Source organism: Candidatus Hecatella orcuttiae (assembly GCF_002009985.1).
Taxonomy (GTDB): Archaea; Thermoproteota; Bathyarchaeia; order Hecatellales; family Hecatellaceae; genus Hecatella; species Hecatella orcuttiae.
In genome coordinates, this window is record NZ_MTLX02000002.1 from 143,184 (window position 1) to 166,682 (window position 23,499).

The 23,499-nt window shown below is 47.8% G+C and carries 24 protein-coding genes and 1 tRNA gene; 11 read left to right on the forward strand and 14 right to left on the reverse strand.

All coding sequences use genetic code 11. From position 1 onward, the window contains the following. Window positions 1-65 precede the first annotated feature (65 nt). Window positions 66-710 carry a hypothetical protein gene (locus BWM17_RS00865; RefSeq protein WP_309491989.1) on the forward strand — a complete coding sequence of 215 codons (645 nt, stop codon included), beginning with the start codon at window positions 66-68 and terminating at the stop codon, window positions 708-710. A gap of 103 nt (window positions 711-813) precedes the next feature. Next, window positions 814-891 (forward strand) — tRNA-Gly (locus BWM17_RS00870). 82 nt (window positions 892-973) lie between these two features. Here BWM17_RS00870 and BWM17_RS00875 read toward each other — a convergent pair. Further along, window positions 974-1,180, reverse strand: coding sequence for a hypothetical protein (locus tag BWM17_RS00875; protein ID WP_309491990.1), 207 nt, complete (start codon window positions 1,178-1,180; stop codon window positions 974-976). Window positions 1,181-1,323: 143 nt separating this feature from the next. On the opposite strand from BWM17_RS00875, the gene BWM17_RS00880 reads away from it, so the two are divergent. Both BWM17_RS00880 and BWM17_RS00885 read left to right on the forward strand, forming a co-directional pair. Beyond that, a complete protein-coding gene (locus BWM17_RS00880) occupies window positions 1,324-1,548 on the forward strand; it encodes a TRAM domain-containing protein (protein WP_309491991.1) in 225 nt (74 codons plus the stop codon). Window positions 1,549-1,649: 101 nt separating this feature from the next. After that, entirely contained in the window at window positions 1,650-2,837 is a 1,188-nt protein-coding gene (locus BWM17_RS00885) for a glycosyltransferase (RefSeq protein WP_309491992.1), read from the forward strand. Window positions 2,838-3,144: 307 nt separating this feature from the next. On the opposite strand, the gene BWM17_RS00890 is transcribed toward BWM17_RS00885, so the two are convergent. From BWM17_RS00890 to BWM17_RS00910, 5 genes are all read right to left on the reverse strand, one after another. Next, window positions 3,145-4,014 (reverse strand): DUF7714 family protein, encoded by an 870-nt coding sequence (locus tag BWM17_RS00890; protein WP_422653017.1) that lies wholly within the window; start codon window positions 4,012-4,014, stop codon window positions 3,145-3,147. A 14-nt stretch (window positions 4,015-4,028) separates the two neighbouring features. Next, complete coding sequence (nadA, locus tag BWM17_RS00895; protein WP_309492371.1) at window positions 4,029-4,928, reverse strand: quinolinate synthase NadA; 900 nt, start codon at window positions 4,926-4,928, stop codon at window positions 4,029-4,031. 110 nt (window positions 4,929-5,038) lie between these two features. Then, the gene (locus BWM17_RS00900) at window positions 5,039-5,431 is read right to left on the reverse strand and encodes a hypothetical protein (RefSeq protein WP_309491994.1); all 393 of its coding nucleotides are present in this window, start codon (window positions 5,429-5,431) and stop codon (window positions 5,039-5,041) included. Between the two features lie 395 nt (window positions 5,432-5,826). Further along, on the reverse strand, window positions 5,827-6,147 hold the full coding sequence (locus BWM17_RS00905; protein ID WP_309491996.1) for an NADH-quinone oxidoreductase subunit NuoK: 321 nt from the start codon (window positions 6,145-6,147) through the stop codon (window positions 5,827-5,829). A gap of 407 nt (window positions 6,148-6,554) precedes the next feature. Then, window positions 6,555-6,707, reverse strand: a complete 153-nt coding sequence (locus BWM17_RS00910) for a YHS domain-containing protein (RefSeq protein ID WP_309491997.1) — start codon at window positions 6,705-6,707, stop codon at window positions 6,555-6,557. A gap of 362 nt (window positions 6,708-7,069) precedes the next feature. Between BWM17_RS00910 and BWM17_RS00915 the strand changes: the two genes are divergently transcribed. The 7 genes from BWM17_RS00915 to BWM17_RS00945 all read left to right on the forward strand — a co-directional run bounded on the left by BWM17_RS00915 (window position 7,070) and on the right by BWM17_RS00945 (window position 13,561). After that, entirely contained in the window at window positions 7,070-7,675 is a 606-nt protein-coding gene (locus tag BWM17_RS00915) for an Lrp/AsnC ligand binding domain-containing protein (RefSeq protein WP_309491998.1), read from the forward strand. Between the two features lie 305 nt (window positions 7,676-7,980). Beyond that, window positions 7,981-8,658 (forward strand): Lrp/AsnC ligand binding domain-containing protein, encoded by a 678-nt coding sequence (locus tag BWM17_RS00920; RefSeq protein ID WP_309491999.1) that lies wholly within the window; start codon window positions 7,981-7,983, stop codon window positions 8,656-8,658. Window positions 8,659-8,898: 240 nt separating this feature from the next. Further along, window positions 8,899-11,466: a heavy metal translocating P-type ATPase gene (locus BWM17_RS00925; protein ID WP_309492000.1), complete on the forward strand. Its 2,568-nt coding sequence runs from the start codon at window positions 8,899-8,901 to the stop codon at window positions 11,464-11,466. A 24-nt stretch (window positions 11,467-11,490) separates the two neighbouring features. After that, window positions 11,491-11,730 (forward strand): hypothetical protein, encoded by a 240-nt coding sequence (locus BWM17_RS00930; RefSeq protein WP_309492001.1) that lies wholly within the window; start codon window positions 11,491-11,493, stop codon window positions 11,728-11,730. A 15-nt stretch (window positions 11,731-11,745) separates the two neighbouring features. Next, the gene (locus tag BWM17_RS00935) at window positions 11,746-12,390 is read left to right on the forward strand and encodes a methyltransferase family protein (RefSeq protein WP_309492002.1); all 645 of its coding nucleotides are present in this window, start codon (window positions 11,746-11,748) and stop codon (window positions 12,388-12,390) included. Window positions 12,391-12,392: 2 nt separating this feature from the next. Beyond that, window positions 12,393-12,710: a DUF5676 family membrane protein gene (locus BWM17_RS00940; protein ID WP_309492003.1), complete on the forward strand. Its 318-nt coding sequence runs from the start codon at window positions 12,393-12,395 to the stop codon at window positions 12,708-12,710. 689 nt (window positions 12,711-13,399) lie between these two features. After that, window positions 13,400-13,561 (forward strand): hypothetical protein, encoded by a 162-nt coding sequence (locus BWM17_RS00945; protein WP_309492004.1) that lies wholly within the window; start codon window positions 13,400-13,402, stop codon window positions 13,559-13,561. A gap of 622 nt (window positions 13,562-14,183) precedes the next feature. Here BWM17_RS00945 and cdhB read toward each other — a convergent pair. From cdhB to BWM17_RS00985, 8 genes are all read right to left on the reverse strand, one after another. Beyond that, window positions 14,184-14,726 carry a CO dehydrogenase/acetyl-CoA synthase complex subunit epsilon gene (gene cdhB / locus BWM17_RS00950; protein ID WP_309492005.1) on the reverse strand — a complete coding sequence of 181 codons (543 nt, stop codon included), beginning with the start codon at window positions 14,724-14,726 and terminating at the stop codon, window positions 14,184-14,186. 2 nt (window positions 14,727-14,728) lie between these two features. Beyond that, window positions 14,729-17,059: a CO dehydrogenase/acetyl-CoA synthase complex subunit alpha gene (cdhA, locus tag BWM17_RS00955; protein WP_309492006.1), complete on the reverse strand. Its 2,331-nt coding sequence runs from the start codon at window positions 17,057-17,059 to the stop codon at window positions 14,729-14,731. Window positions 17,060-17,128: 69 nt separating this feature from the next. Continuing rightward, window positions 17,129-17,344: a DUF1858 domain-containing protein gene (locus BWM17_RS00960; protein WP_309492007.1), complete on the reverse strand. Its 216-nt coding sequence runs from the start codon at window positions 17,342-17,344 to the stop codon at window positions 17,129-17,131. A gap of 18 nt (window positions 17,345-17,362) precedes the next feature. After that, complete coding sequence (locus tag BWM17_RS00965) at window positions 17,363-17,686, reverse strand: metalloregulator ArsR/SmtB family transcription factor (protein WP_309492009.1); 324 nt, start codon at window positions 17,684-17,686, stop codon at window positions 17,363-17,365. Between the two features lie 109 nt (window positions 17,687-17,795). Further along, window positions 17,796-18,491, reverse strand: a complete 696-nt coding sequence (locus BWM17_RS00970) for a TorD/DmsD family molecular chaperone (protein WP_309492010.1) — start codon at window positions 18,489-18,491, stop codon at window positions 17,796-17,798. After that, entirely contained in the window at window positions 18,454-19,569 is a 1,116-nt protein-coding gene (locus BWM17_RS00975) for a 4Fe-4S dicluster domain-containing protein (RefSeq protein ID WP_309492011.1), read from the reverse strand. The genes BWM17_RS00970 and BWM17_RS00975 overlap by 38 nt, the downstream gene beginning before the upstream one ends. Then, on the reverse strand, window positions 19,562-23,026 hold the full coding sequence (locus BWM17_RS00980) for a molybdopterin-dependent oxidoreductase (protein WP_309492014.1): 3,465 nt from the start codon (window positions 23,024-23,026) through the stop codon (window positions 19,562-19,564). The genes BWM17_RS00975 and BWM17_RS00980 overlap by 8 nt, the downstream gene beginning before the upstream one ends. Then, window positions 23,023-23,496: a hypothetical protein gene (locus tag BWM17_RS00985; RefSeq protein ID WP_309492016.1), complete on the reverse strand. Its 474-nt coding sequence runs from the start codon at window positions 23,494-23,496 to the stop codon at window positions 23,023-23,025. Before BWM17_RS00985 ends, BWM17_RS00980 begins: the two co-directional genes overlap by 4 nt. Between the last annotated feature and the right edge of the window lie 3 nt (window positions 23,497-23,499).

Sequence of the window (23,499 nt, forward strand, 5' to 3'; positions counted from 1 at the left end):
CCCCAGTTTGATGCCGGGCAATGCAAAAACATATCTTCCCCTTCGTTGAAGACTAATTCAGCAAGATGGAAAGGTTCGACGAAGACCTTGAAAGATTGACGGCGAAGCTGAATGAAGGGGAGCAAAGCGAAGTTAGCGCGGAGTTGAAGAGAGTTAAAGATAAACTGATAGATCTTCGAGAAAAGAACCTTGTGAAGATAAACCATTCCGTGCTGGAGATGGTCTGCGCTAAACATCTCATCAAGGCGGGATACTGCGTGGAGGTGGAGTACCAGCTTAACGACTGGCTGACATGCGACCTTTACGCTGTCAAGGGGGAGGGACGGCTTATTCTGGAAATCGAAACAGGCTTCACCCCGCCGGAGCATGCTTTGGACCCGTACACTTACAATAAAGCTCGAACGGCCAGTAAAATTGCGCGGTACAGCTCCTACGCCGACAAGTTTGTCCTCGGAACCACTCCGACGAATATTTTACCCATCCCCCCAGTTTTCCTGAAGCCGCCCAAATATCGGAGGGTGAGCGAAGTGAAGGAGGTGAAAACCCTGTGCGACGCTTACTACAGGAATCCCCCTGTCAGCTGCGAGGAGATAAAAAACTCACGCCTCCACGCCATCTACATCATCGACGTGGATAAAGGAACCGTGAGGGAAATCGACCCGGAAATCTACGTGGAAATCGCCTTCAAACTCCCCCTTATGCGGAAGTAGAACCGACGTCAGCTGAGGAATATACTCGATAGTTTTATATCAACTAACCTAGCTAGTTCCTCATGCTTCTGCAAACAATTCCGCGGGCAAGCTAATGAGCGTCGCGGCCGTGGTCTAGCCTGGACTAGGACAGGGGCCCTCCAAGCCCCTAACCCGGGTTCGAATCCCGGCGGCCGCACCACTCTGGAGCTGAATATGTACTTTTTATTGGTCTGCTAGTATCCCTTTACCTGACTTCTAGCTAACTTGTCTTAGGCGTATGGCTAAACCTGAGCTAACATGGATCCAGCGAACTTAAAGCCTAGGCTTCGGATGTCATGGTGGGTGTGGACCCTATGCCCCATCATGGTCCACATAATCGAAGACAGCAAGAAGAACCTGTACTCGTTCTTATAGATGCACGCAAAAGAAGACAGCCTAACCCCTTGAGTATTGTTTCTCTCACTTACCCACCCTCTTGAATTAGACATTTAGCTATGTTTATATCTTGGCTTAGCTATATTTTAAGAGTTAGCTTTAGGGAAATGGGCGAAGGCTAAACTGCGTGCCCCGCTTTTTACCTCGCTACTATTTCTTAATGTTCTAACTTAAATTGAGCGAGGTGAAAAGCATCATGAGTTACCAAAGAGATTTTGGAAGTAGGAGTTTCAGAAAACCGGCGCCTGTTGAAGCTGGGAAAGAGTACGAGGTAACGATAACCGAAACGAGCCGTCGAGGAGACGGCGTAGCTAGGATTCAAGGATTCATAATTTTTGTAGCCAGTGCTAAGCGCGGGGAACAGGTGAAAATCAGAATAACAGATGTGAAAAGTAGGTTTGCACAGGCAGTAATCGCATAGTGATACAGTCAAGGCCTATGCAAACCAGTCTCGTATTTACAATTGGATGCAAGCGGTATGAGCTAAATTCAAAAAGAATACATTCGTAGAAGGTTTCTATCATGAAGATTGCTTATATTTCCACATATCCTCCGACATCCTGCGGGATAGCTGAATATACCAGAAACCTTGCTGAGGCTACCAGTAGGCTTACCGGCGTTAACGTTACCGTACTTTCAGACAATTTTGGGAATTCTGCGGCTCGAATAGACGAGCTGGGAATACTAGTGATCCCGTCGTTTTCTCCAAGTAAGCTGAGCTATGGGAGTCTTCTGAAGGTCGCCAGCGAACATGGACCCTTCGACGTGATTCATGTGCAACATGAATATGGATTGTTCAGGCCCACGGTTAGGACGTTGGAAGCCTTTAAAGGATTAAAAAAGCACTGTAGGAGGCTCACGGTGACAATGCACACGGTCGTCAGCTCCTTCAGGAAGAGGATTGCTGAGCATCAGGAGAGACTCTGCAGGACATCAGATACCGTAATAGTTCACAACACTGCTCAGGAGTATGAGCTCCTGTCTCAAGGGGTAGATCCGGCGAAGGTGCAGAAGATTCCCCATGGAACTTGCATAATAGGTTTTTCAAGGATAGACAAAGGTGAAACCCTTAAAAAGCTGAATCTATCCAGTTTGAACGGCAAGTTTCTCTTCGTTTGCCCAGGTTTCATTAGACGGGATAAAGGCCAAAATACTCTCATAAAGGCGTTTAGCAGGGTTCATGAAAAGCTTCCAAACACGGCCTGCATAATAGCAGGTATTCCTCCGAGAGTAAACGGAGCTGAACTTGTTGCCAACGTAGAGTCAAGTCTAACAGCCGACGGCGTGAACGGAATGATAACTATGAAGAAATATTTGACAAATGATGAGCTTGACCTTATACTTAAAGCGGCGGATGTCGTCGTTTTTCCCTATAAGGATCAGCGGGGAATATGGAGTGTAAGCGGAGCCTTCCATAAAGCTGTGGGATGCTTTAAGCCTGTGATATGTAGCAGGGTTCCAAGACTTGCAGAGTGCTCTATGATGGCGCCGGACATTACGGTGCCTAAAAACGATGTGAACGCTTTAGCTGAAAAAATGATGACAGCCGCAACTCATTATGAAGGATTTCTGAAGAAATGCAGACCGCTGATGGAATTAGCTCTATCAACTTCCTGGCAGAAAATAGCTAAAATGCATTTAAACCTATACCAGCAAGCCCTCACCAAACATGAAAGACTTACGGCTAAGACGATGAAAATTACCTTTTAATAGATGAAGAGGCTTAAACTTCTAAAATTACGAATATTTCATTTAAAGGAATAACCATGAAAATTAAACCTATTCAGCATTAGCACGGTGAATCCTGGCAGCCGCACCAAAAACCATCAGCAGAGATTAGAATGTGCATACTCTAACTTTCATTAGGTTCTAGAGCTTAAGAAACATTTGGCACTTTCAAGGTTCATTGGAAACAGCGGTAAACTTGCCGTATGTTTTAATCAGTCCTCTGTTTCAGTTGCGTGATCCAATAGTTCTTCGTTTATTCTTTGTTACTGGTAACTTTTCTTTCGAATCATCATTCAAGATTCAAATTCAATAAATTCAGAATTGCCTCCTCAACGTCTCCTACCGTTGCGCCCCAAGATACGTAGGTAACGTTCCCTTCACGTTCGTATCCTTTGTCGATAGCGCAGCATCGGCTGATACATTTTTCTCCAACACCTTGCTGGGCGACTATCTTCTTAGGGCAGATATCAATAAGTGTCGGTTGTTCCCTGTATAGAGTGGTGAATGTTCTCAGTGAGAGTTCACATCCGATCAGCGTGATGTTATTTAAACCTAATTTGGATAAGTCTGGTGCCTGGTCAAGATATAAGGTATTTTTTCCACATTTTAAAGTGGGGGTATGGCATGGAAACATTACGTATCTTGTCTTTCTTGCCCGAGCCAGCTTATTCAAATCCACAAGTCTCGGAACAATTTTTATCGGCTTCCTTATCCTGCCAGTGCCTAAGGCCGATTCTGCCAATTTCACAAGTTTCGGAGGCTTGGGGGGTATAACATCGAATATTATTAGTGGCGTAGATGTTTCTTTATGGACAAAGGAGATGTGTTCAAATTTGCCTTTCACTATCACTGTCTCTTTTCCGATTTCTTCTACTATTTTCGCCATTGCACTTGGATTCAAGACGTCCAAGCTTGCATCCTCTACGTATGCTGTGTTGGCTGGCAACGAGATGATTTCTACCTTTTTTATTCCCAGAAATAACTCTCGGCCTTCCACTTTATTTATTCTCGCAACCGCCCAATCTCTGCCATTGTTTAGTATTACATAATTAGTGACAGTATATACTAACTTCCCAAGAGTCTTTTTCGTGATAGCATTTTCGGTCAGAGGAAAGGAAACTCTTTTTACGCTCACTTCACGGCAATGTTGCGGTATCATATTTACACCCGCACTTAGTCTCCCCTGCCGAAAGCTAACATCTTCTCTACAGGATGCCTAGCTCTCTCGATCACGTCCTCAGAGAAGCTCACTCTAGGCTCCAATATTTCTAACGCATTAAGGATGTTCTCCAATTTTATCTTCTTCTGAGTTCTGCAGAAGGCCTTCTCTACAGGGTAAAATTTTTTACCGGGGTTATCTTCCATCATTCGATTGATCAGCTCCAGCTCCGTTCCGACTATGAATTCCTTCTCCAAAGAATTTGCCACATATTTTAGCATCCCGTCGGTCGAAAGTACGACGTGGGCTAGGTCAACTACGTCGGGTGTGCATTCCGGATGTATGAGTATCTTTGCATGTGGATGGGCTTTGGTGAGTTTAAGGATGTCGCTCCTTTGAATCATTTGGTGTACGGTGCAGAAACCGGGCCATGCTATTATTTCTTTGTCTGGAACAAACCTTTTCACGTAGGAGGCAAGATTCTGGTCCGGAACAAAGATCACCTTTTTTGTATTCAGCGATGTCACGATTTTCACAGCATTTGATGAAGTACAGCATACGTCCATTTCACATTTGCATTCTGCTGATGTATTGAGATAACCGACTACTTTAGCGTCCGGATGAATTTCTTTCATAGTTTTTAATTCTTCACGTGTAATCATCGCTGCCATGGGACACTTGGCATTCTCATTAGCGTACAGAACAGTTTTATGCGGAGCTAAAATTTTTGCGGTTTCGACCATGAAATCCGGACCGCAAAAAACAATGATATGTTGTTTAACATTTTTTGCAAGCATTGCCAAGGACAACGTATCACCAACATAATCCGCAACAAACTGAATTTCATGACTCTGATAGTTATGTGCCAAGATAACGGCATCTCTTTCTCTTTTTAATTGGATTATCTTCTCCACCAAATCTAGTAAATTATCTGCGGACGCAAAGCTCAAGTGAGTCCACCTATCCTATTACAAGTTCGGTGAGAACCTATGTTTCTTCAGAGCAAAAGAAGAGAAAACCGGTACTAATGACAACTCGCTCCACTGCGAGAGCTTTTACCTGTTAATGAGGATGGATCAAGTCCCTCTAGTTTCAGCTTCTTCATCACAAACCCTTTAACATCCATTAAGAGAGGGTTTCCATTCCTTTTAGCAATGTCGAAAACAGGTTTCGCCATGTAAACTGGAATTCCAACAGGGGTGTCCACCCTTACGAATGCTTCTCCAGGGTTTCCCCCCTCCACCATTATGGTATTAAGATATGGTACAGAGTGACTGGCATCGCTTCCACCGCATCCTCCGCCTCCAGATCTAAAACCGAGATTTACAAGAATTGACGGATTGCTTAATCTACTCTTCTTTATGAAGGCTAAAGCCCTTTCTGTGAATTGAATATTTACCCCAGAACTATCGGACATACTCACTTTTCATTCACTATATTTTTAGATAGATTACTTAGCTAAAATACATTTGTATTTCCTTTCACCAAAGGAAAAGCTTGGGTAGGTTTGTTAAATGAAATCTTTTGGCATATTTTTTTCTCAGAGAAGCAAATTAACAGTCTAACAATTGAAGAAAGGAACATAATAATTCATACTTCGGCCGGTTCAAGTGAAAGGCTTAAGAGAGAGCTTTCATCGACTACAATTAACTAGAAAGGTACGAAGGAAGAGCCCAGCCTCTAAAATCACATACGCTTCAAAGCTTCGGTAGAGATTATATTCTTCAGAGCTAAAGAGCTTAATCTCATAAGAGAAGAATGAATCAGTAAGGAGCATGTTCTTTGAAGCCATGAAATAAATATCTACACGGTTTACCATCTTAATCTACGAAGTCTTCTCACATCAAGGGTATCATAATGCCTATGTACGTTGATGATCAGGAGTAAAGCTATAGTTGCCACTGCAGCCCCTATAACAATCGATACAATGACTACACTCTGGGCTAAGGCATCGACTGATGCGGATAGAGAAATACTCTGCCCCAAAGCTATGAAGTTTAGATTGACGGCTGACGTGATTATCTCTATTCCTATAACTATTACTATCATGTTCCTTTTTACGGCAATAGTGTAAACGCCTATAATAAAAAGAACAGCTGCTGCGGCAATATACCAAGTTGGATTTACTACCATGAGTCAACCTTCTTCGATAACTCACAATAATAAAGTTCCCATCTGCCCTTACCATTTCTTTACAGTGTGCAAAGTTACAAGAAATAAGACAACAACAGCGCCAGCATTGATCAGGATCTGAAGACCGGCGACCAAAGGAGCGCCCAAAATGAAAAACATCACACCAACGAGAATGTTCATGAAAAAGAAGGCGGCGACATTCTTCGGAAGCCTAGATTCGCAACACAATAGAGCCGCTATGATAGTTAAGCCGATTATCATGAGTTGGAGGATCTCATAAAGAGATATTTCCATTCTTTCCATCTACCGCAAAGACAGACGCAGATACACTTCGTTCTATTTTCACCCTTATAACACCATAAATAAAGAAAACTTTACCCATAGCATTGGGCAGTTCTGTTCGAGGTTTAATGATGCATGCCTACGTACTTCGCCGGGTCCTCGTCGAACTTAGCTTTACAGCCGGCAGCACAGAAGTAGTAGGTTTTACCCATATGCTCCGACTTATATTGTGCTGTTTTCTCATCGACCTCCATCCCGCAAATAGGATCTTTCGCCAAGACATATCACCTCTTCCAACTTGTTCATTTTCGGGAAGATATGATGGAATATCATTTAAAATGATTGTTATTTCTATTCGAATAAAATGAAAGAAACCGTGATGGTATTCTCAATAAACATCGTTCCCGTTTTTTTATGTAAAAAGAAAAATAGACAGTAAATAGTTTAGTGATTCAGGAAAGATATGGTATAAGAGGCGATATATCTCCATTTCCAAAAAATGTCAAGAATATTCTGCTGATATCTCTTGAAAACTTTACTGAATATTTATTTGTTAAAGTGCAATTAAGCTGATGTAATTTTGATGAGAGAAAAAGAATTATTAGTCTATAAGTCGAATAATAGAAAATAGGGAGATAATATGTCTTCCATAGTAATCGACAAAGTTGATACAGGTATAATTCAGGCACTTCAGAAAGACAGCAGAACATCATTGAAAGAGATCTCAAGATTAGTGGGCATCAGTGTACCTACCGCGCGCGCAAGAATTCAGCGACTCGAAGATCTCGGAGTCATAAAAAGATTCACAGTAGCTATAGACCCACAGAAACTGGTAGGAGGTATAACCGTCTTGCTCCATTTAGATGTAAAACTTCCAAACATCAAGGCTGTCGGAGAAAGGCTTTCACAAATGGAGGAAGTTACAGAAACCTACTTAACCACTGGAGAATACGATGTCGTTGCTAAGATCTGTGTACCGGACATGCGTTCTCTCGAAGAGTTCATCGCCCACAAGTTAAGCGAAGTTCCTGGTATAGAACACGCCCACAGTAGCATAATTGTGGAGACTTTAAAAGAGTTATACGGACCGGTTCTACGTCCAGGATTCGGCATCAGGCTTTCCTGTTACTATTGTAAGCGAGAGATAGCTAAAGACCCGGTAAGAAAGACTATAAATGAAAGGGAGTATTATTTCTGCTGCGATACCTGCGCTTCTACCTACCAGCAAAGGTTCATAAAAAGCTGAACCTCTGGTTTCTGTTCTTGATCAGTCTGTATGCCCTGATAACTCCTACCGGGTCTTTCCACAGATAGGCAGAACACCTGCAATATTAGAGAACTTTTCGGCTATCCCGTAATCTGCGATGACCCTTTTGCACGACTCCAAGGTTATGGAAATGGAGGAAACCCTTTTTTAGAGTCAGGTGGTAATCGACTCTCCGGTAGCATATTGTGAAAGCTTTTGGCCATCCAGCATGTTTCCATTGCTTTTTCACTAAAACAACCTTCAAGATATAAGTACTCTAGGTTAAGAAATCAGCTCTAAATTTAGTGAAAAGTAAAACGCTTCTCTCTTCATATTTTGGAAAGAGGAAAAGAAAGGGATATAGAAGGTTGCCAACAGATAACAAGTGGAGGATAATGATGCTTCTAGAGCTTGACAACATTGATATAAACATCCTTAAAATACTTCAGAAAAACAGTAGAATATCTTTGAAAGCTATCTCCAAACTAGTAAAGACCAGTGTACCCACAGTCCGTACAAGAATAGAAAAAATGTTCGAACTAGGAATCATAAAACGATTCACAATAGCCATCGACAGTCAAAAGCTCCCAAGAGGTACTGAAGCGTTCATTAGCCTTCAAGTTAAGTTGCCAGAAGTTAAGGAAGTGGTTGAGGTTCTCTCAAAAATGGATGAAGTTACCGCGATTTACCACACCAGCGGAGAATATAACCTCATAATAAGGGTATGGTTGCAGGATATACGTTCACTTCCAGACTTCATTATCTGCAAGTTAAGCACTATAGAAACTATAAGGAGTTTCCAATGTAGCATACTCGTCGAAAGCTTCAAGGAACATTATGGGCCCGTGCTAAAGCATGAGTTAGGGTTAAAGCTATTATGCTTCTATTGCAGAAAAGATATCACAGATGATCTCGTTACGAAGACCATAAACGGCGCTGAGCAATATTTTTGTTGCGAGACGTGCGCCTCGGCTATACGCTAAGAATGGAGTTATCCTCTGGATCTCTTTTCCCATCGTGGTACTATTATTGCCATCAAAATTTACCTATCCGCCAAAAATTTCTGATAAAATTCGATAAAGAAATAATTCAGCTCCATGTTGTTAGATAAACAATAAAGGACAACCAAATTATACCGACGGTATCCATTTAACTATACACATTAGTGGGAGTGAGTGAAAGAGGGCTGATTAGATACGGAAAAAATTGAACGTAAGAAAACTGTGTTAAAGATAGGTGGAATGACTTGTGCCTCCTGCGCTCAAACCATAGAGAAAGAACTGTCTAAACTTGAGGGTGTAACAGAGGTTGCAGTCAATTTTGCAGCTGAAAAGGCGACAGTCGAGTACGATCCAGAAAAGATAGATCGGACAAGATTGGAGAAAGCTGTTTCCGATGTAGGATACAGGGTAATCAAAGATGAGATTACGCTGAATATTCACGGTATGACTTGCGCTTCCTGCGCCCAAAACATCGAAAAGGCACTGAGCAAAGTTGAGGGGGTATCCAATGCAAGCGTAAACTTTGCGATGGGGAGGGCTGTAGTCCAGTATGACTCGTCTCAGGTAAGTGTAGCTGAACTTAAGAAGGTTGTAAAAGACTTAGGTTATGAAGCGGTGGAGAGAGTTGAGGAGACTGCGGAAGATAGGGAAAGAGCAGCGAGAGAGAAGGAGATAAGAACTCAAAAGCACAACCTTATGATCGCTGTAGCCCTAACTGTTCCCCTTGTGTTATTCAGTTTTCGCGACACCTTCGCTGGCTTCTATGAAAGTATCGGATTGGGTTTTCTTCCCATGTATACTCTACCGGAGAACAAGTACCTCCTTTATCTCATGTTTATTCTGACCACCATCATAATGGCTGGGCCTGGAAGACAGTTCTTCACCGGAACTTACAAGGGATTAAGGCACGGCACCACGGATATGAACTTGCTCATAGCCACAGGAACAGGTGCCGCTTACGTGGTAAGTGTCGTAGCAACTTTCTTTGCGTTAGGCCCGGGGTATAGAGAGGTCTATTACGATACTGCCGGGCTGCTTGTATCGTTCATAGTTCTTGGGAGATACTTGGAGGCAAATGCGAAAGGCAGAACCTCTGAGTCTATCCGAAAACTGATGGGTTTGCGGGCTAAGATAGCGAGAGTGATTAGGGCTGGTGTGGAAAAGGAAATCCCTGCCGAGGATGTGTTGGTTGGAGACCTTGTCATCGTTAGACCGGGTGAAAAAATACCAGTTGATGGAATAGTGAGGGAAGGCCATTCGGCTGTAGATGAGTCCATGATAACTGGTGAAAGCCTCCCCGTTGATAAGAAAGTAGGCGACGAAATTATTGGCGCAACAATCAACAAAACAGGAGTGTTAAAAGTTGAAGCTACAAAAGTAGGAAAGGACACAGCACTATCGCAGATTATCAAATTAGTGGAGGACGCTCAGACCTCAAAGGCTCCAATTCAGAGGATCGCCGACTACGTGGCAGGGCACTTCATAGTCGCCGTGCACGTACTGGCTTTGGCAGCCTTCTTCTTCTGGTTCTTCGTAGGATATCCAACATTCACACCTGGAACTATATTCGAAACAGCGAGTCCTTTCCTCTTCGCGCTCCTCATAGCCATTACAACCCTCGTAATAGCATGTCCATGCGCTGTCGGGTTGGCCACACCCACCGCTATCATGGTGGGAACAGGGAAAGGCGCCGAAAACGGTATCCTCATCAAAGGGGGAGAGGCATTAGAGAATGCTCATAAACTAGACACCATCGTATTCGATAAGACAGGCACTCTGACAAAAGGCGAACCGTCCCTAACAGACATAATCGTTGCCAGGGGATTACTGGCGAATCCGGGTCCGAGTATAAGTCAAATCCCACCGGAAGAAATAGTTGTTCTGGAAAAGTGGAGTGAAGAGAGTGTGTTAAAGTATGCTGCGGTAGCCGAGAAAATGTCTGAACACCCTTTAGGAAAGGCGATCGTGGAGGGCGCGAAGGAAAAAGGAATAGAGGTAGACGACCCTGAGGCCTTCAACGCTATTCCCGGCCACGGTGTGGAAGCGAAATACAATGGCAAACTAATTCTTCTCGGAACACGCAAATTGATGAAAGACAATGGCATAGACATTGAGCACTTGGAGGAAGAAATGAAAACATTGGAAAACGATGGGAAAACAGCGATGATTCTTGCGGTTGATAAAAGACCTGTTGGCCTAGTCGCTGTTGCAGACACCCTCACAGAGTACGCTAAGGAGGCTGTGGATGAACTTCACAAGATGGGCTTAGAGGTGTTGATGATTACAGGAGATAATGAGCGAACAGCAAAAGCAATCGCTAGGCAAGTGGGCATAAACAGAGTTCTCGCAGAAGTGCTTCCTAAAGACAAGGCTAACGAGATTAAAAAGCTTCAAAGCGAGGGCAGGAGAGTCGCCATGGTCGGGGATGGAATCAACGATGCACCCGCTTTGACCCAATCTGACATCGGCATTGCCATAGGAAGTGGAACTGATGTTGCCATGGAGTCCGGCAAGATCGTGCTAATCAAAAACGATGTTAGAGACGTTGTCTCCGCAATCAAACTCAGCAGACAAACTATGAAGAAAATTAAACAGAACCTATTCTGGGCTTTTGTCTACAACGGCACGGGACTACCTGTAGGAGCGGGGGTTCTGTTTCCCTCACTAGGCTTTTTAGTCAGCCCTGCGTTGGCCGCTGCCTTCATGGCTATGAGTTCCGTATCGGTCACTGCAAACTCATTGTTATTCAAAAGATACAAGCTTAAGAAGGTGCATCATCCGGCTGCTTAACCTGACAATTAAGAGGTGATAAAAATGAGTGAAATAAAGAGAAGAGTTCAAGGCATAAACATGTTAGTTTGCGTCTTGGTTTCTGTGGTGATAAGCTGGATATTCTATACCCTAGCTTTGCAGATGCCCGGTAGATTCGCGCAGTACACGAAGATCGACGTACTCGCAGGTGTAGGGTTCGTCTTTATCCTTTCGATGATAATTTCTTTCTCCCTCATACCCGCATTTATGGAGAAACTGTCCGCTACGCTGAAGATAAAATAGGCATTTATACTTTAGTTGGAAGGAAAGAGAATGGTTGAATACGGTTACGGTCACTGGGATGTAGTAATATTAAATATTATGCTTTTCTCCTTATTTCTGCTGTTCATACCCTTCAGAAGGAAGGTTGCATATCCTCAAAAGAGTATCTACCTAGCTTTCATAACCGCACTGTTTGCGGAGATGTACGGTTTCCCTCTAACCATCTACATTCTCACTGCCTATTTCGGCTATAGTAACCCGTTAACACATGAAGCTGGACACCTTTTATACCCTGAGCAGGGAATGATGTCGCCGTTCCATATCTTATCGAACTTCATGATATTAGGTGGAATAATTCTCATAATAGCCGGCTGGAGAAAAATCCATAACGCTGGGGGTAAGCTTGTAACCGAGGGCGTATACCGACACATCCGTCACCCACAATATCTCGGACTGCTCCTACTCGCATCCGGACTGCTTATCCAATGGACCACCCTTCTCACCGCCCTCATGTGGCCGGTACTGATATACCTCTATGTCAGATTGGCGAAGAGGGAGGAAAAAGAAATGGAGGAGAAATTTGGAGAAGCATACTTAGAATACAAACGCGGAGTTCCGATGTTTATTCCCTTCCCCAAAATCCACGTAACAGCGTTCAGTGATCGTTTGAAGGGTGAGTAACTTTGGCGGAGAAACGTGGAAAAATGAGTTTAAAAGTAAAAGCCTTCACGTTAAGCATAGGTTTTATGATAATATATATTATTTGTGTTGCATGGGATTTAGCTTTTCCGGAGTATGCGATGTATCAGGTTTGGGCTCCCTTATTCCCGGGGTTTACATGGCTAAGCTTGTCTAGTTTTCTTCTCGGACTTTTCGAGGCCTTCATATATGGACTGCTTATCGCAGTAATATTTGTTCCCCTCAACAATTTTTTCAACAAAAGATTCGAAGAACCAACCAGACCTCCAAAAATGGAAGAAAAGGTGAAAGTTACCAACTGATGACATTTGGGTGAAGATGCGTGCTTCGAGCTGGCGTTAGAGGGCCTAAAAGTGTTAGTCTATGCTTACAATCACCAGAGCGAGATTAAAGACGCAGATAAGATGGTTAAGAAGCTGTGACTCGCCGAAAACATAACTCTGGAGAGCATCCTTCAGGTCAACTTCATAGACACAGAAGTTTACAGCCTTCTGAGAAGGCTTTATCGGAAAATCCTAGTTAGCAACTCCTTAAGCAGGTTTAACACTTTTCTGATACTTTCATCTTCCATAAGAATTATCATGCTCGTATTGTAGTGGAAGTAACTCTCTTTTTTATTTATAGTCTTTCTCATGGAAGTCTTTTATTCATGAATAACAGGCTGTCTGATCGAAAGACGTTTTTGAGTTGCTACATATTTCACCAGCTAGTTTTTTCTTCTTGTGAAAAAATAGAGCAGATGATTTTTTTGAAAAATCCGTCAACATATCTCTAAATTTCTCCCAAAAGAAACGACAATTCTTATAAAAATCTCAGAACTTCAAAAGCATAATTACGAAGTGATAGGTATTGAAGGAAGCACCAGAAAATGCTTGAGCCTGTACCTATAATGACTGTAGCTATATGTAAATGAGCTTTTCAGGAGCGAGATTACAGATGAAAGAAAAGCAATAGTCTATCGCTATTTGGAAATGGATTATCTTTCAATCATATGAAGGTTGACAGCATCATGATGCTTTCTAAAAGCAAAGCTTGGAGAGAACCAGCAGCGTCTGGTTTTGTGAGCAGCCTCGCGTTACTATTTGCATATTTTGGAATTTTAACTGTTGGCGATTCGTTCAGCCATGCCATTGAAGAATTTGCTGAAGTGTGATACTAAACTTTCCAGTAAGCTTGCGCAAAAAAGTCTGACACCGCTTGAATTTCTTCATCTGTAAAAGTTACACCTATCTCAATAAGTCCCTGTTCATATCATCATTGTGATAGTATGACTTTACATCTATTGATCCGTCTTCAAAGACATCCCTAACAAAACTAATCGCTCTAAAAACATTGATCTTCCCAGAGCCTTTAGGATAAGGGGCGACATCACCAAGGGGAAATACCAAGACTATGACACCCCAGGCGTCAACCCGGGGGAGGTTCTCACCAGAGAAGCCCTATTCCAACCAGCCAGAGTATACATAGCCCCTCAAGAACTGGAAGACCGCCAGCTGAAAGTTCTCAGCCAAGCCCTAAAGGAGACATTGAAACAGGAGCTGCTGGCAGATCGATGAAAAAGTACCCATTCAGGTCTGGAACAGTAAGTCCCGGCGGCCGCACCAAAACCAGCCGCTGATTCGCTGGGTTTTTTCCGCGTTCCCCGTTCTTATTTTTAAATTTCTCCTCCCTGCTTTCATCCTCGCCGAACTACGGGCCGGCTGCCTCTTATGTTATATATGTACATATATGGCCTAGGGTAGTGAGTCTCTCTTTTCCCCGGCCCGGGGAGGACTTCAAGAAGTTTTTGCTTCCAGTTCTTCTAAGATTTTTTCGAGGTCTTTCTTCCAACGGTCCTCAGTGGCCGTCTGGAAGGAGAAGGTGGCGTTAGGCTGGTAGAACCTGTCTAGGGAGAGAGTTTTCAAATGGGAGGCGAAATGTTTTAGGGTTGAAAGAAGCTGGGATTGGAAGAAGTATATTCCTCCAAGAAAGACCACTAGGTCGTGGTTTCCCTCCCCCCTCAGCCCCTGCCAGTTTTCATCCCTCATCCGGTTGACCAAATCCTCTAAGCCCATGCAGGTGAGGGGGACGTCTCCAATTCTTTCCCTGAAAACCCTGAAACATCCGGGGGAAACCACAACAGGAGAACCCGTCAGCTCAGCCAGCCGGTGCACGAACTTCACCACGTCGACGTCTTCCCCCTTTGCTCCGAGCACGTTGCCTCCCACTACTATCAGCGGCCTTTTCGCGTTTCGCAGTAGCTTAGCGGCCATCTCCGGTTTGAGGGTTAAAGCCTGCTCTAAGCCTGGAACCTCAGCCAACTGCCAAGGAGCCGCCAAGTTTACCGCCTCCTTAACACCAGCCTATCGAGAAGGGTGGTTCCCAGCTCCGGAACAGTCTTAGGCTTCCAGCCTTGACTCCTCAAAACTGGCAGCAGCTCATCCTTCTCCAACACCGGCAGGTCGGACTCAGTTCTCACGAATAGGTGAAGGTCCTCAGGCAGGGTTCCGTAGAGTTTTCGGTATAAATCTAGGTAGTTTCTCAGCTTGATGGAGCGGCCTTTGAGGGTGTCGTTGGGCCTCATAACCAGCCGGGCGGCCAGCACGAGGGCTTCCTCCTTCGTCTCAGCCACATACCACAGGTGCTCAGGAGCAGGGCCGGTGTACTCTTTTTCCCCGCTTCTGACGTTGTAGGGCATCCATTTTTCATCCACGTCCGGCCGGCCTAGGTAGGCCCTCCGATGGGCTACACCCTTGGGTCCGAGGATCACGGGGATTCCCAGCCTCGTCGCTCCGGTGGCAATAGCCTCCGCCTTCTGGTTCTGAGTCCCCCAGACAATGGCCACAGCGCCGATGCGGTTTAGGATGTAGTCGGCTATCTCCTCAAAATTGGCCCTAAGCTTCCGACGTGCGAAGATGTTGGCGATTTTGACAGCTGCCCCTAAGATGTGGGCGTTGGAAACGCAGGAGCCGGTGTTGACGATGCCTCCCGCGTCGAAGCTGCCGGGGTATTTCTCGTACAGAGTCCGGCCTTCCTCGTCCTTGTAGCGGGCGATATCCATGGCGGCGCACCCCGAGGTGACAACGATGTACCGTCTTCGGGCGAATTCCTCCGCCATCTGAGCAACCTCAATGTGGCCGCGGGGGTAGTTGGAGCACCCGGCAAAGGCAACCACCCCGGGGATTTCACCCATGACAATAGGCCTGCCCACGTTTCTGATTTCCGTGTCCAGAATCGGCCCCCTTCCAGCCCTGATCTTGTACTTGGATTTTCTGATTTTTTCCATACCAGCCTCTCCGATGAGGGTGAGAACAGGGATCTTCCTCGGGCATACGCTGTCACAGCGTCCACATCCCACGCAGAGGTCGTACACTTCGGACAGCTTGGTGAGGTTGCCCTTGGCCGCCGCCAAGACGGCTTCATCCACGGGAAGGTCGGGAACACAGACCCTCCTGCAAAGGCCGCATCCGGTGCACCGGGAGGCCTCTGCCAAGGCTGCGAGAGGCTTAAGTTCCCTCCTCCTAAGGGGGGCGATTTTGACAGCGGTGCGGACGGCAACCTCAGCAGCCTTGGAAGGGTCCAGTATGAGGACCCCCATGTTTCTGCCTGAAGCCAAGTCCTCCACAACCGCGTCCACCGGGTCCTCTGTCCGGTTGGGCAGGCCGCCGCAGACTTGGTCGATGGTGGCGATGACCCGCGTACCAGCCTTGAAGGCTTCTTCTACAATGTCGACGCGAATACATTCTTGGTCGAGGACTAGAACGTCGGCCATCCCCGTCCTGGCGATGAGCTGCTGTCTTGAAAGGTTTCCGACGATTTTGACCCCCCTGTTAAACCGGGTTAGGTCGTGGGCTGAACAGCAAACACCGCCCACTTCCACCTTATCTGAGAGGCCGGACCTAGCTAGGTATTCCACCGTCTCCACACCTGGCGCGGCGTTGTGGCCGACGAAGATGATGACGGGCTTATTCCGGTCCAGCACTCCTAGGCCTATTTCTACGTAAGGTGTTTCAGCGTCGCCTTTCGGATATCCTAAGCCGGATATTTGAGCTATGTCCGCAACTTCCAAAGCAAGGTTATCCAGCATGCCGGCGTGGAGGGCTTTAGATTCGAAGTCTAGGTAATTCTGCTCCTGCCCTGTGAGGACGGAGGAGAGAAGCTGGGTGATCTGGTCGCCTATGTAGTCCAGCACCCCCTCCAAGTCGCCCAGCGTCTTAGGCTTTACTCCGGTGATAAGCCTCGTCAAGGGAGCCTCAATATCTATCTCCGAACCCAAATCTATGGGGTGGCTTCTCCCCAGCTTCTTGACCAAGTAGTCCACCAGATGTTTGGCGTGGGTTGTGTGGGCTGATGCGCCTACCACGCACTCGAGGAGAATGTGTCTTCCCTGCTGGGTTCGGATGTCGATGCCGCAGGCTCCTTTCCGCCCTTTGGCGAGGTCGCATTTACCGTAGCCGCAGAGGCAGCATCGGTCGCAGAGAGGCGAATAGAAGGGCTGATATTTTTTCAGCAGCTTCCAATCCCACTCCCGGAGGGAGGTTAGGGTGGGGAAGGGCGTCGGCCCTGGGGGTTCCTCCCAGTCCTCAGTAATCTGCCCGACTAGGATTTCCAATCCCTTTATTTTGGCGAGGGCTGAGTTCAGCTCTTTAACCACTATCTTGGAGTTTTTCACCGACCATCACCTACAATTTTTAGGGGGGTATCGAATTCCGCGGGGATTTTCTCATGAGCATTCTCTCCCTTACTTTGCGGCTTCCTTCAATTCTTCCACGAATTTTTGCACGTCCAACCCAAACCTTACGCAGGCTTGTTCTATGGTAGTGGAGCCGGCCATGGTTTTCCTCATCACCGGGTCCTTCAGGGGCGTGAAGCCCTTTTTCACGAAGACATCCAGAAGCTTCGGATATTTCTCCAAAACCTCTAACACCGTCATGTCTTTGCTTATTTCTATTTCCATGCTAAACTTTCACCTCCATCAACCCCTAGACGGCTTCCTAGGGGAACATTTTTTGGGGCAGTAGGTTTGAACATGGCAGTCGACAAGCTTGAAGAGAGGCTCTAAGGTCTCCCTGTTCAGGAAGTAGACCCGTTCCTTCCACCTTCGTTCCGGAAGGACGAAGCGACATCGAACAAGGGCTTGGAGGTTATGGGAGATCATGCTCTGACTCTGCCCCAAAGCCTTCGAGATCTGGGTGACGTTTCTGGGGCCCTCCCTCAAAAGCTCCACCACCGCCAGCCTAGTGGGGTTGGAGAGGGCTGCGAAGAAGAAAGGACATGCCTCGCTGAGGCCGTACTTCATTCAGCTTCCCCGACGGAGAATATTGGTATGAAAAATGTTTCATATCATATTATTTAAACATATCACAACTATCTAAAACTCAGCCTCGTCCAAGACAGCCCCTCACGGGTCAACTCTTTTCCTTCACATGCCTTTCCTCGGACTCCATAAACTTTTCCAGCAGAGAAGCCACGCTGGAATAATAGCCCAAAGAAGATTCTTTGCGAAGTTTACTGCAAAACTTCGGAATCCACCAAGCCAAGTGGTCTTTGAAAAACTTCAACCCAGCCTCCCGGCATACAGCCGCCTGGTCCTTCCACCTCTTATCCAGTGCGTAGACTTCTTTGAGCAGAAGCAACCCCATGAATTCTAGCTCCGTGCAGATGAAGTCAGGCCGCTCTTTCACGGAAAGCTCAACTTTAAAGGCTCGGTAAAACCCTGAAACATCCGCCAGTTCTTTAGCTTTTATGAAGGAATGCTGACAGTAATCCGTCTCGTAGAAAGAACATTTGAGGGGAACCAAGCAGAGCCTGTTGTAGGCTGCTTCCATCTCTGCGACGGAAGACTCATCCATCTGCTCCATGAAAACCTCTAGGGCCCGGCTGAGCTCCTCCGACCCAAGCAACCCAGCGGCCTCCGAAGCCCTCCTGCGGACCTCTTCACCGCAGAGCTCTCGAATTTCACGGCGGGGGTAGGCTAAGGCCTGCGAAATCAACCTGTACAGATAGCTCCGAGCGTAGAGAACCTCTCTCTCCTCTTGCTCGGGCAGGGCGGAGGGTTGACGGCTCTCAGGGTTCGTTGAATCGGTGGATTTTGTATTTTTCATCGTAAAACGGCCTTATGTAGGTTGGTTCTTCCAAGGAAACCCTTATGACCTCGTTTCCCCCGGAATCATAGGCTACAACTTCCTTGGAGGTAGGTTTAAACTTGGAAATTATTCTCTGCGTCGTCCCGAAAAGACGAAGCACGGCGAAGAGGGTTGAGTCTAGGTTGGTCCGTTTCCTTATAGCCGCCTCAACCCCCGGGCCGAACATTTGGGTTAGGAAGTCCCTAGGAACCCAGCGGGGCGGTATATAGTAGACGTTAGGCTCCAGTCCGAACTGCGGATAGAGGGGAAGCGCCACCTTCTCCACATGCACCAGGTAGTCGATGGGGTTGCTGGGGTCAACCTTTTCCGGGGGGTTCAGAAAGCCTTGAAGCCTGATCTTCCCTACGCAAGTGGCAACGCAGCGGGGGATGGTTCCCTCCTCCACCCTCGGATAGCAGGCTATGCATTTTTCACTCCGCCCCGTGTACTCCCTGTATAGAGATTTTTTGTAGGGACAGGCTTCAACGCATTTTTTGAAGCCCCCGCATCGGTTTTGATCTATGAGGACGATGCCGTCTTCCTCCCGCTTGTAGATGGCCTTCCGAGGACAGGAAGCCAAACAGGCGGGGTAGGTGCAGTGGTTGCAGATTCTTTGGAGGTAGAACATCCAGTTTTGATGGACGGGAAGCTCAACGGTGGAAGACCAGCCGGTGGGAGTGTCCTCGTAAATGTTAGGAAACCTCCACTCAGGCTCCGAGGGCATGAAGCCTAAGGCAATAGCACCCTCCGGCCTCGCTTCAAAGATGGTCTTACCGGTGTACACGCCGTTCTCCCAGCTCTGGGTTCCCAGCATCTCCAAGATCCGGTGGTCCCAGAACTGGGGGTAGCCGCCGTAGGGTTTTGTTTCCACGTTGTTCCACCACATGTACTCCTGCCCTTTGTCGAAGGTCCATGTGGACTTGCAGGACATGGTGCACGTCTGGCAGCCGATGCAGCGGTTGATGTCGAAGACTGCGGCGAACTGCTTTTTAGGCCTTTTACCTTCGTAGAGGTATTCCATCTCCCTTCCAATCTGCCAGTTGTAGACTTTAGCCACGGATGAATCCTCCTCGCAGATACTTCTTCATCGCCTCGCTTTCATTACCGGGAGTGAAGCCTGTTTGAGCAGGCTCCCATGTGTCCGCTCCGTCTAGGCTGCCGTTCTCGGCGAAGGAAATCTTCACCAAGGACTCTTTCGGAGCGCCGGTGACGGAGCAGACGTCGACCAGATAGCCTTTGCCTATTTTATGGGTGAAGTAGTCCTTCCGCACTAGGCTGTCGGTCATCTGGGTGGGGTTCAGCCATGCGCGGACAACACTCTGCTGGGAGCCGTATCGGAGGCTGGGAGGATAACCTGTGTCCGTGACAGCCAACCCGTCGGCTTTCGTCTCATGAGCCTCCACAGACCTGTGGGTGGCTCCGTAGATTCCGTGGTAGATGATGGTGAAACCCCGAGGGAGGGAGGGATTGTATCGGGCTCTGATTTTCAGCCGGGAAACCTTGTAGAAGGGGTCCCCTTTGTTCCAGCCTCGGTAGGGACGGTCTCGGGGGTTGCCGTCCACGTAGACGTAGTCGCCGTCTTTGATGCCCCGCTCCTTAGCGTCCTCAGGGTTGATGTCTAGTTCTTCCTCCCCCACCCAAGGGGTGCGCTTGTCCATGCGGTAGGGGTCGCCGAAGTTGCTGGCCCAGATGACGTTCCAGTCCACGGTGCTCCAAGAAGAGTGAACCCTATGCCTAGGCTTGGGGGTTATGCAGATGAGGTCTAAGCCGTCTTTGTCCAGCAGCGGATTCCTCGTCTTAAGCATCTCCTCCGTGGTCAGCTTAACATGCCTGACGGTCATTTCCTCCACATTCAGCGACTCCCAGTCGACTCCGTGGTCTTTCGGCTCGATGGCCCTGAAGCCCTTCGGGGCGACGATGGCGCTGGGCAGGTAGGGGGTTGACTCCATGGGCTCCCGGTGGACTATGAGGTTTTCCCCTTGGTCTAAGAACTCGTCTTCCTCCCGGTAGAACTCCAAGCGGCCTGTCCTGGTGTAGAAGGGTTTACTTTCTTGAACTTGCTCCCATCCGGGAATCCGAGGGTAGGTTCTAAAGAGGGCGAGGAATCCCTTTTCCGCAGAGAGCATTTCGTAGATGTTGTAACCTCGGGTGGTGGTGCCGCAGTCCAGAATTCTTTGGAGGTATACCTCTACTTTCCCTTCTTTCACAAATTTCCAGTGGAGAACAAACCGCTCATCGCCGGTTATTTTGGCGAGGGCGGAGGCCACGCCTGCGTAGACTTCTATATCATGCTTGGTGTCATGAACAGAGTTCATCCCTTTGGGGAACAGTTGGATGAAGGGGTTGGTGCAGGAAGCTGTCATGTCCGGGTAGGATAATTCCGTCCAAGCCTCAACAGGGAACACCACATCCGCATACTCGCAGTTCATGTTCCATTCGAAATCCTGCGCTATGTAGAGCTCCTGCTTTGGCAGAACGTTTTTGATGGTGTCGTAGTGCCATTTGCACACACCCAGCAGGTTAGCGTTGACAGCCCAAACCAGCTTGGTGGGGCTGGGCATGTGCGTCTTGCCTGTCAGGACAACCCTGCCAAACTTCGGGCTGTTTACTATCAGAGGACTGTCTCCGTAGTTCCAGTAGTGGATGGATTCGAATTTTATGTAGGCCTTCTTCTTAACGTCGCGGCCGTCGACGTCGGGGGATAATGTCTGATTGAAGGGGTCCTCCACCACGTAGCAGGGGAGATTCAGGATGGGGGCCTTGTAGTTTCCCGCGTAGCTTCCCACGTTTCCCCCAGGTTTACCGATGTTCCCCGTTAAGCTGGCGACGAGGAAGTAGGCGCGGTTGATGAGATCGTTGTGGAAATACATGTTCATACCCATGCCGCAGAGGAAACCCACCGACCCCGCTGAGGCTATGTCCCGAGCCAACCGGATGAGCATATCCTTGGGGACGTTGGTGATCTTTTCCACGTTCTCCGGTGTGTACTCCTCCGTCAGCTCCTTGTAAAGGCGGAAAATGGTCTTCACGCCGACGGTTTCTCCGCCCTTCACCGTCACCGTGCCTTTCCAGTCTAATTCTAGGTCGTCGACGCTCAGCCCTAAGGCCTGAAGCTGCTGGGCGAGATGCTCCCCCACAGCCGTGCGGCTGACCCCCACAAGCCGGCCGTCTTTGCTTCTCATCACCGCGTAGGTTTTCAGCTCCTCAGGCATTTCTTGGACAGGCTTGCCGTCGGCGTAGACGAAGGTTTCTCCGGGGTCCAAGGAGAGAGGCTTAGGGTGAGGCTCATCCTGCCGGAGTAGTTTCTTGGTGTCCTCCCTGACCAGAAGAGGCATATCGGTGAATTTTTTCACGAAGTCCTCCTTGTAGAGGGCTTCCCGGATTATCACGTGAGCTAGGCCGAGCATGAGGGCTGTGTCGGTGCCGGGGCGGATGCCAATCCAGTAGTCGGCTTTTGTGGCGGTGGGGCTGTATTCGGGAGCTATGACCACTATCTTTTTCTTCTTATCGATGCGGGACTGCCACCAAGAGGCATCGGCCATCTTGTTTTGGATCAGGTTCAACCCTGAGATGACGAGCATGTCAGAGTTCCAGAAGTCGTTGAACTCCTGGTCGAAGGTCTGAACCCCGTGAACCATGGGGTGCCCCGGAGGCAGGTCGGTGTGCCAGGCGTAGTTGTCCCAAGTCCTAGCTCCCACCGATCCCTCAGGGCCTTTACCCCTGAGGTAGTTGTCCAGCAGAGCCAGCATGTTGGCAAACCGGTACATGCCAGCCAGCCTAGTGGCTCCTAAGAAGGCCATTCCACCTCGGAGCTTAAACGTCCTAACTCCCGCCATCTCGCCTGAAGGGTCTAGGGAAGCTTCAATCATCTCCTCCGGGTAACCCTGCCTCCTGAGGAGCTCTGCTCCCGAGGGGCCGCTGTAGGTTTGGGCGATGTTCACCATGGCTTTAGCCACCAATTCAAAGGCTTCATCCCAAGAGACCCTCACCCAGTCGTCGACGCCTCTTCGGAAATATTCCTTCGGAGGCCTGCCATTCTCATCCCGGGGGAAGCCTGCGTTAACCCAGTTCAGCCAGCCCTTTCTGACTAGGGGGTATTTCACTCTAAAAGGGCTGTAAACTCGCTTCATGAAGGTCAGCCCCTTTAGGCAGCCTCTCGGATGCCATGTAGGCGTAGCCTTGTTGCCGTAGATGTCCTGATACTCGGCGACATCGTAGGCTTGCTCGATCCTGACTATCACCCCGTTTCGGACGAAGGCTCTCAGCCGGCAGTTGTGAGTGTCGTTGGGCGCGCAGACGAAGGTGAAGGATGAGTCATACCGGTATTGGTCCCTGTAGAGTTTTTCCCAGTCTCTCTCCGGGTAGGCGGCTAGAGGGTTGTCTACCTTTACTGGTTTTAGGAAGCGGAACATCAAATCCGCGGTGGTGAGTTGGGAGGCGACGTAGAAGCTGCCTACAGCCGCAGCGGTCACAGCCGCCATTTTCATGAAATCTCTTCTACTGGAATTTTTCATGACATTTCACTCTCCATTCTGATGTATTCTGTTTCCTTCGCAGGGAAACCTTGGGTGGTTTTGTCGCTCATATGCTCCTTACTGCAAGCAAACCAGCAGCCTTCTTCAGGAGGCTTGTCCACGTAAAACAGGGCATCTTTTCTGCACCCGGGGTGGAAGCATTTCACCCTAGATCGAGCCGCCCTTTTCCTCCGAGCGATTTCCACCATCTCGTCGGCTATTCGCCTTTTCTCCCCGAACAGGAACATGGTGAAAATCGAATGCTCATCTGGGAGACTGACAACTCGAAGGGAAAGAGGCTCCTTAAACTTCAGAGGCTCTTCCGCAGGTTTTAGGATGAAACTGTATCCTCCGGAACGGTAAAGAGGCTCCGTTTCCCCCCGGGGGATGAGGAAGTCGGGAAACGCGTAGAGGAGGTACTTTTTCTCCTTCAGCATTATTTCTCTCCTGTAGAGCTTGCCCTCCACCACTCC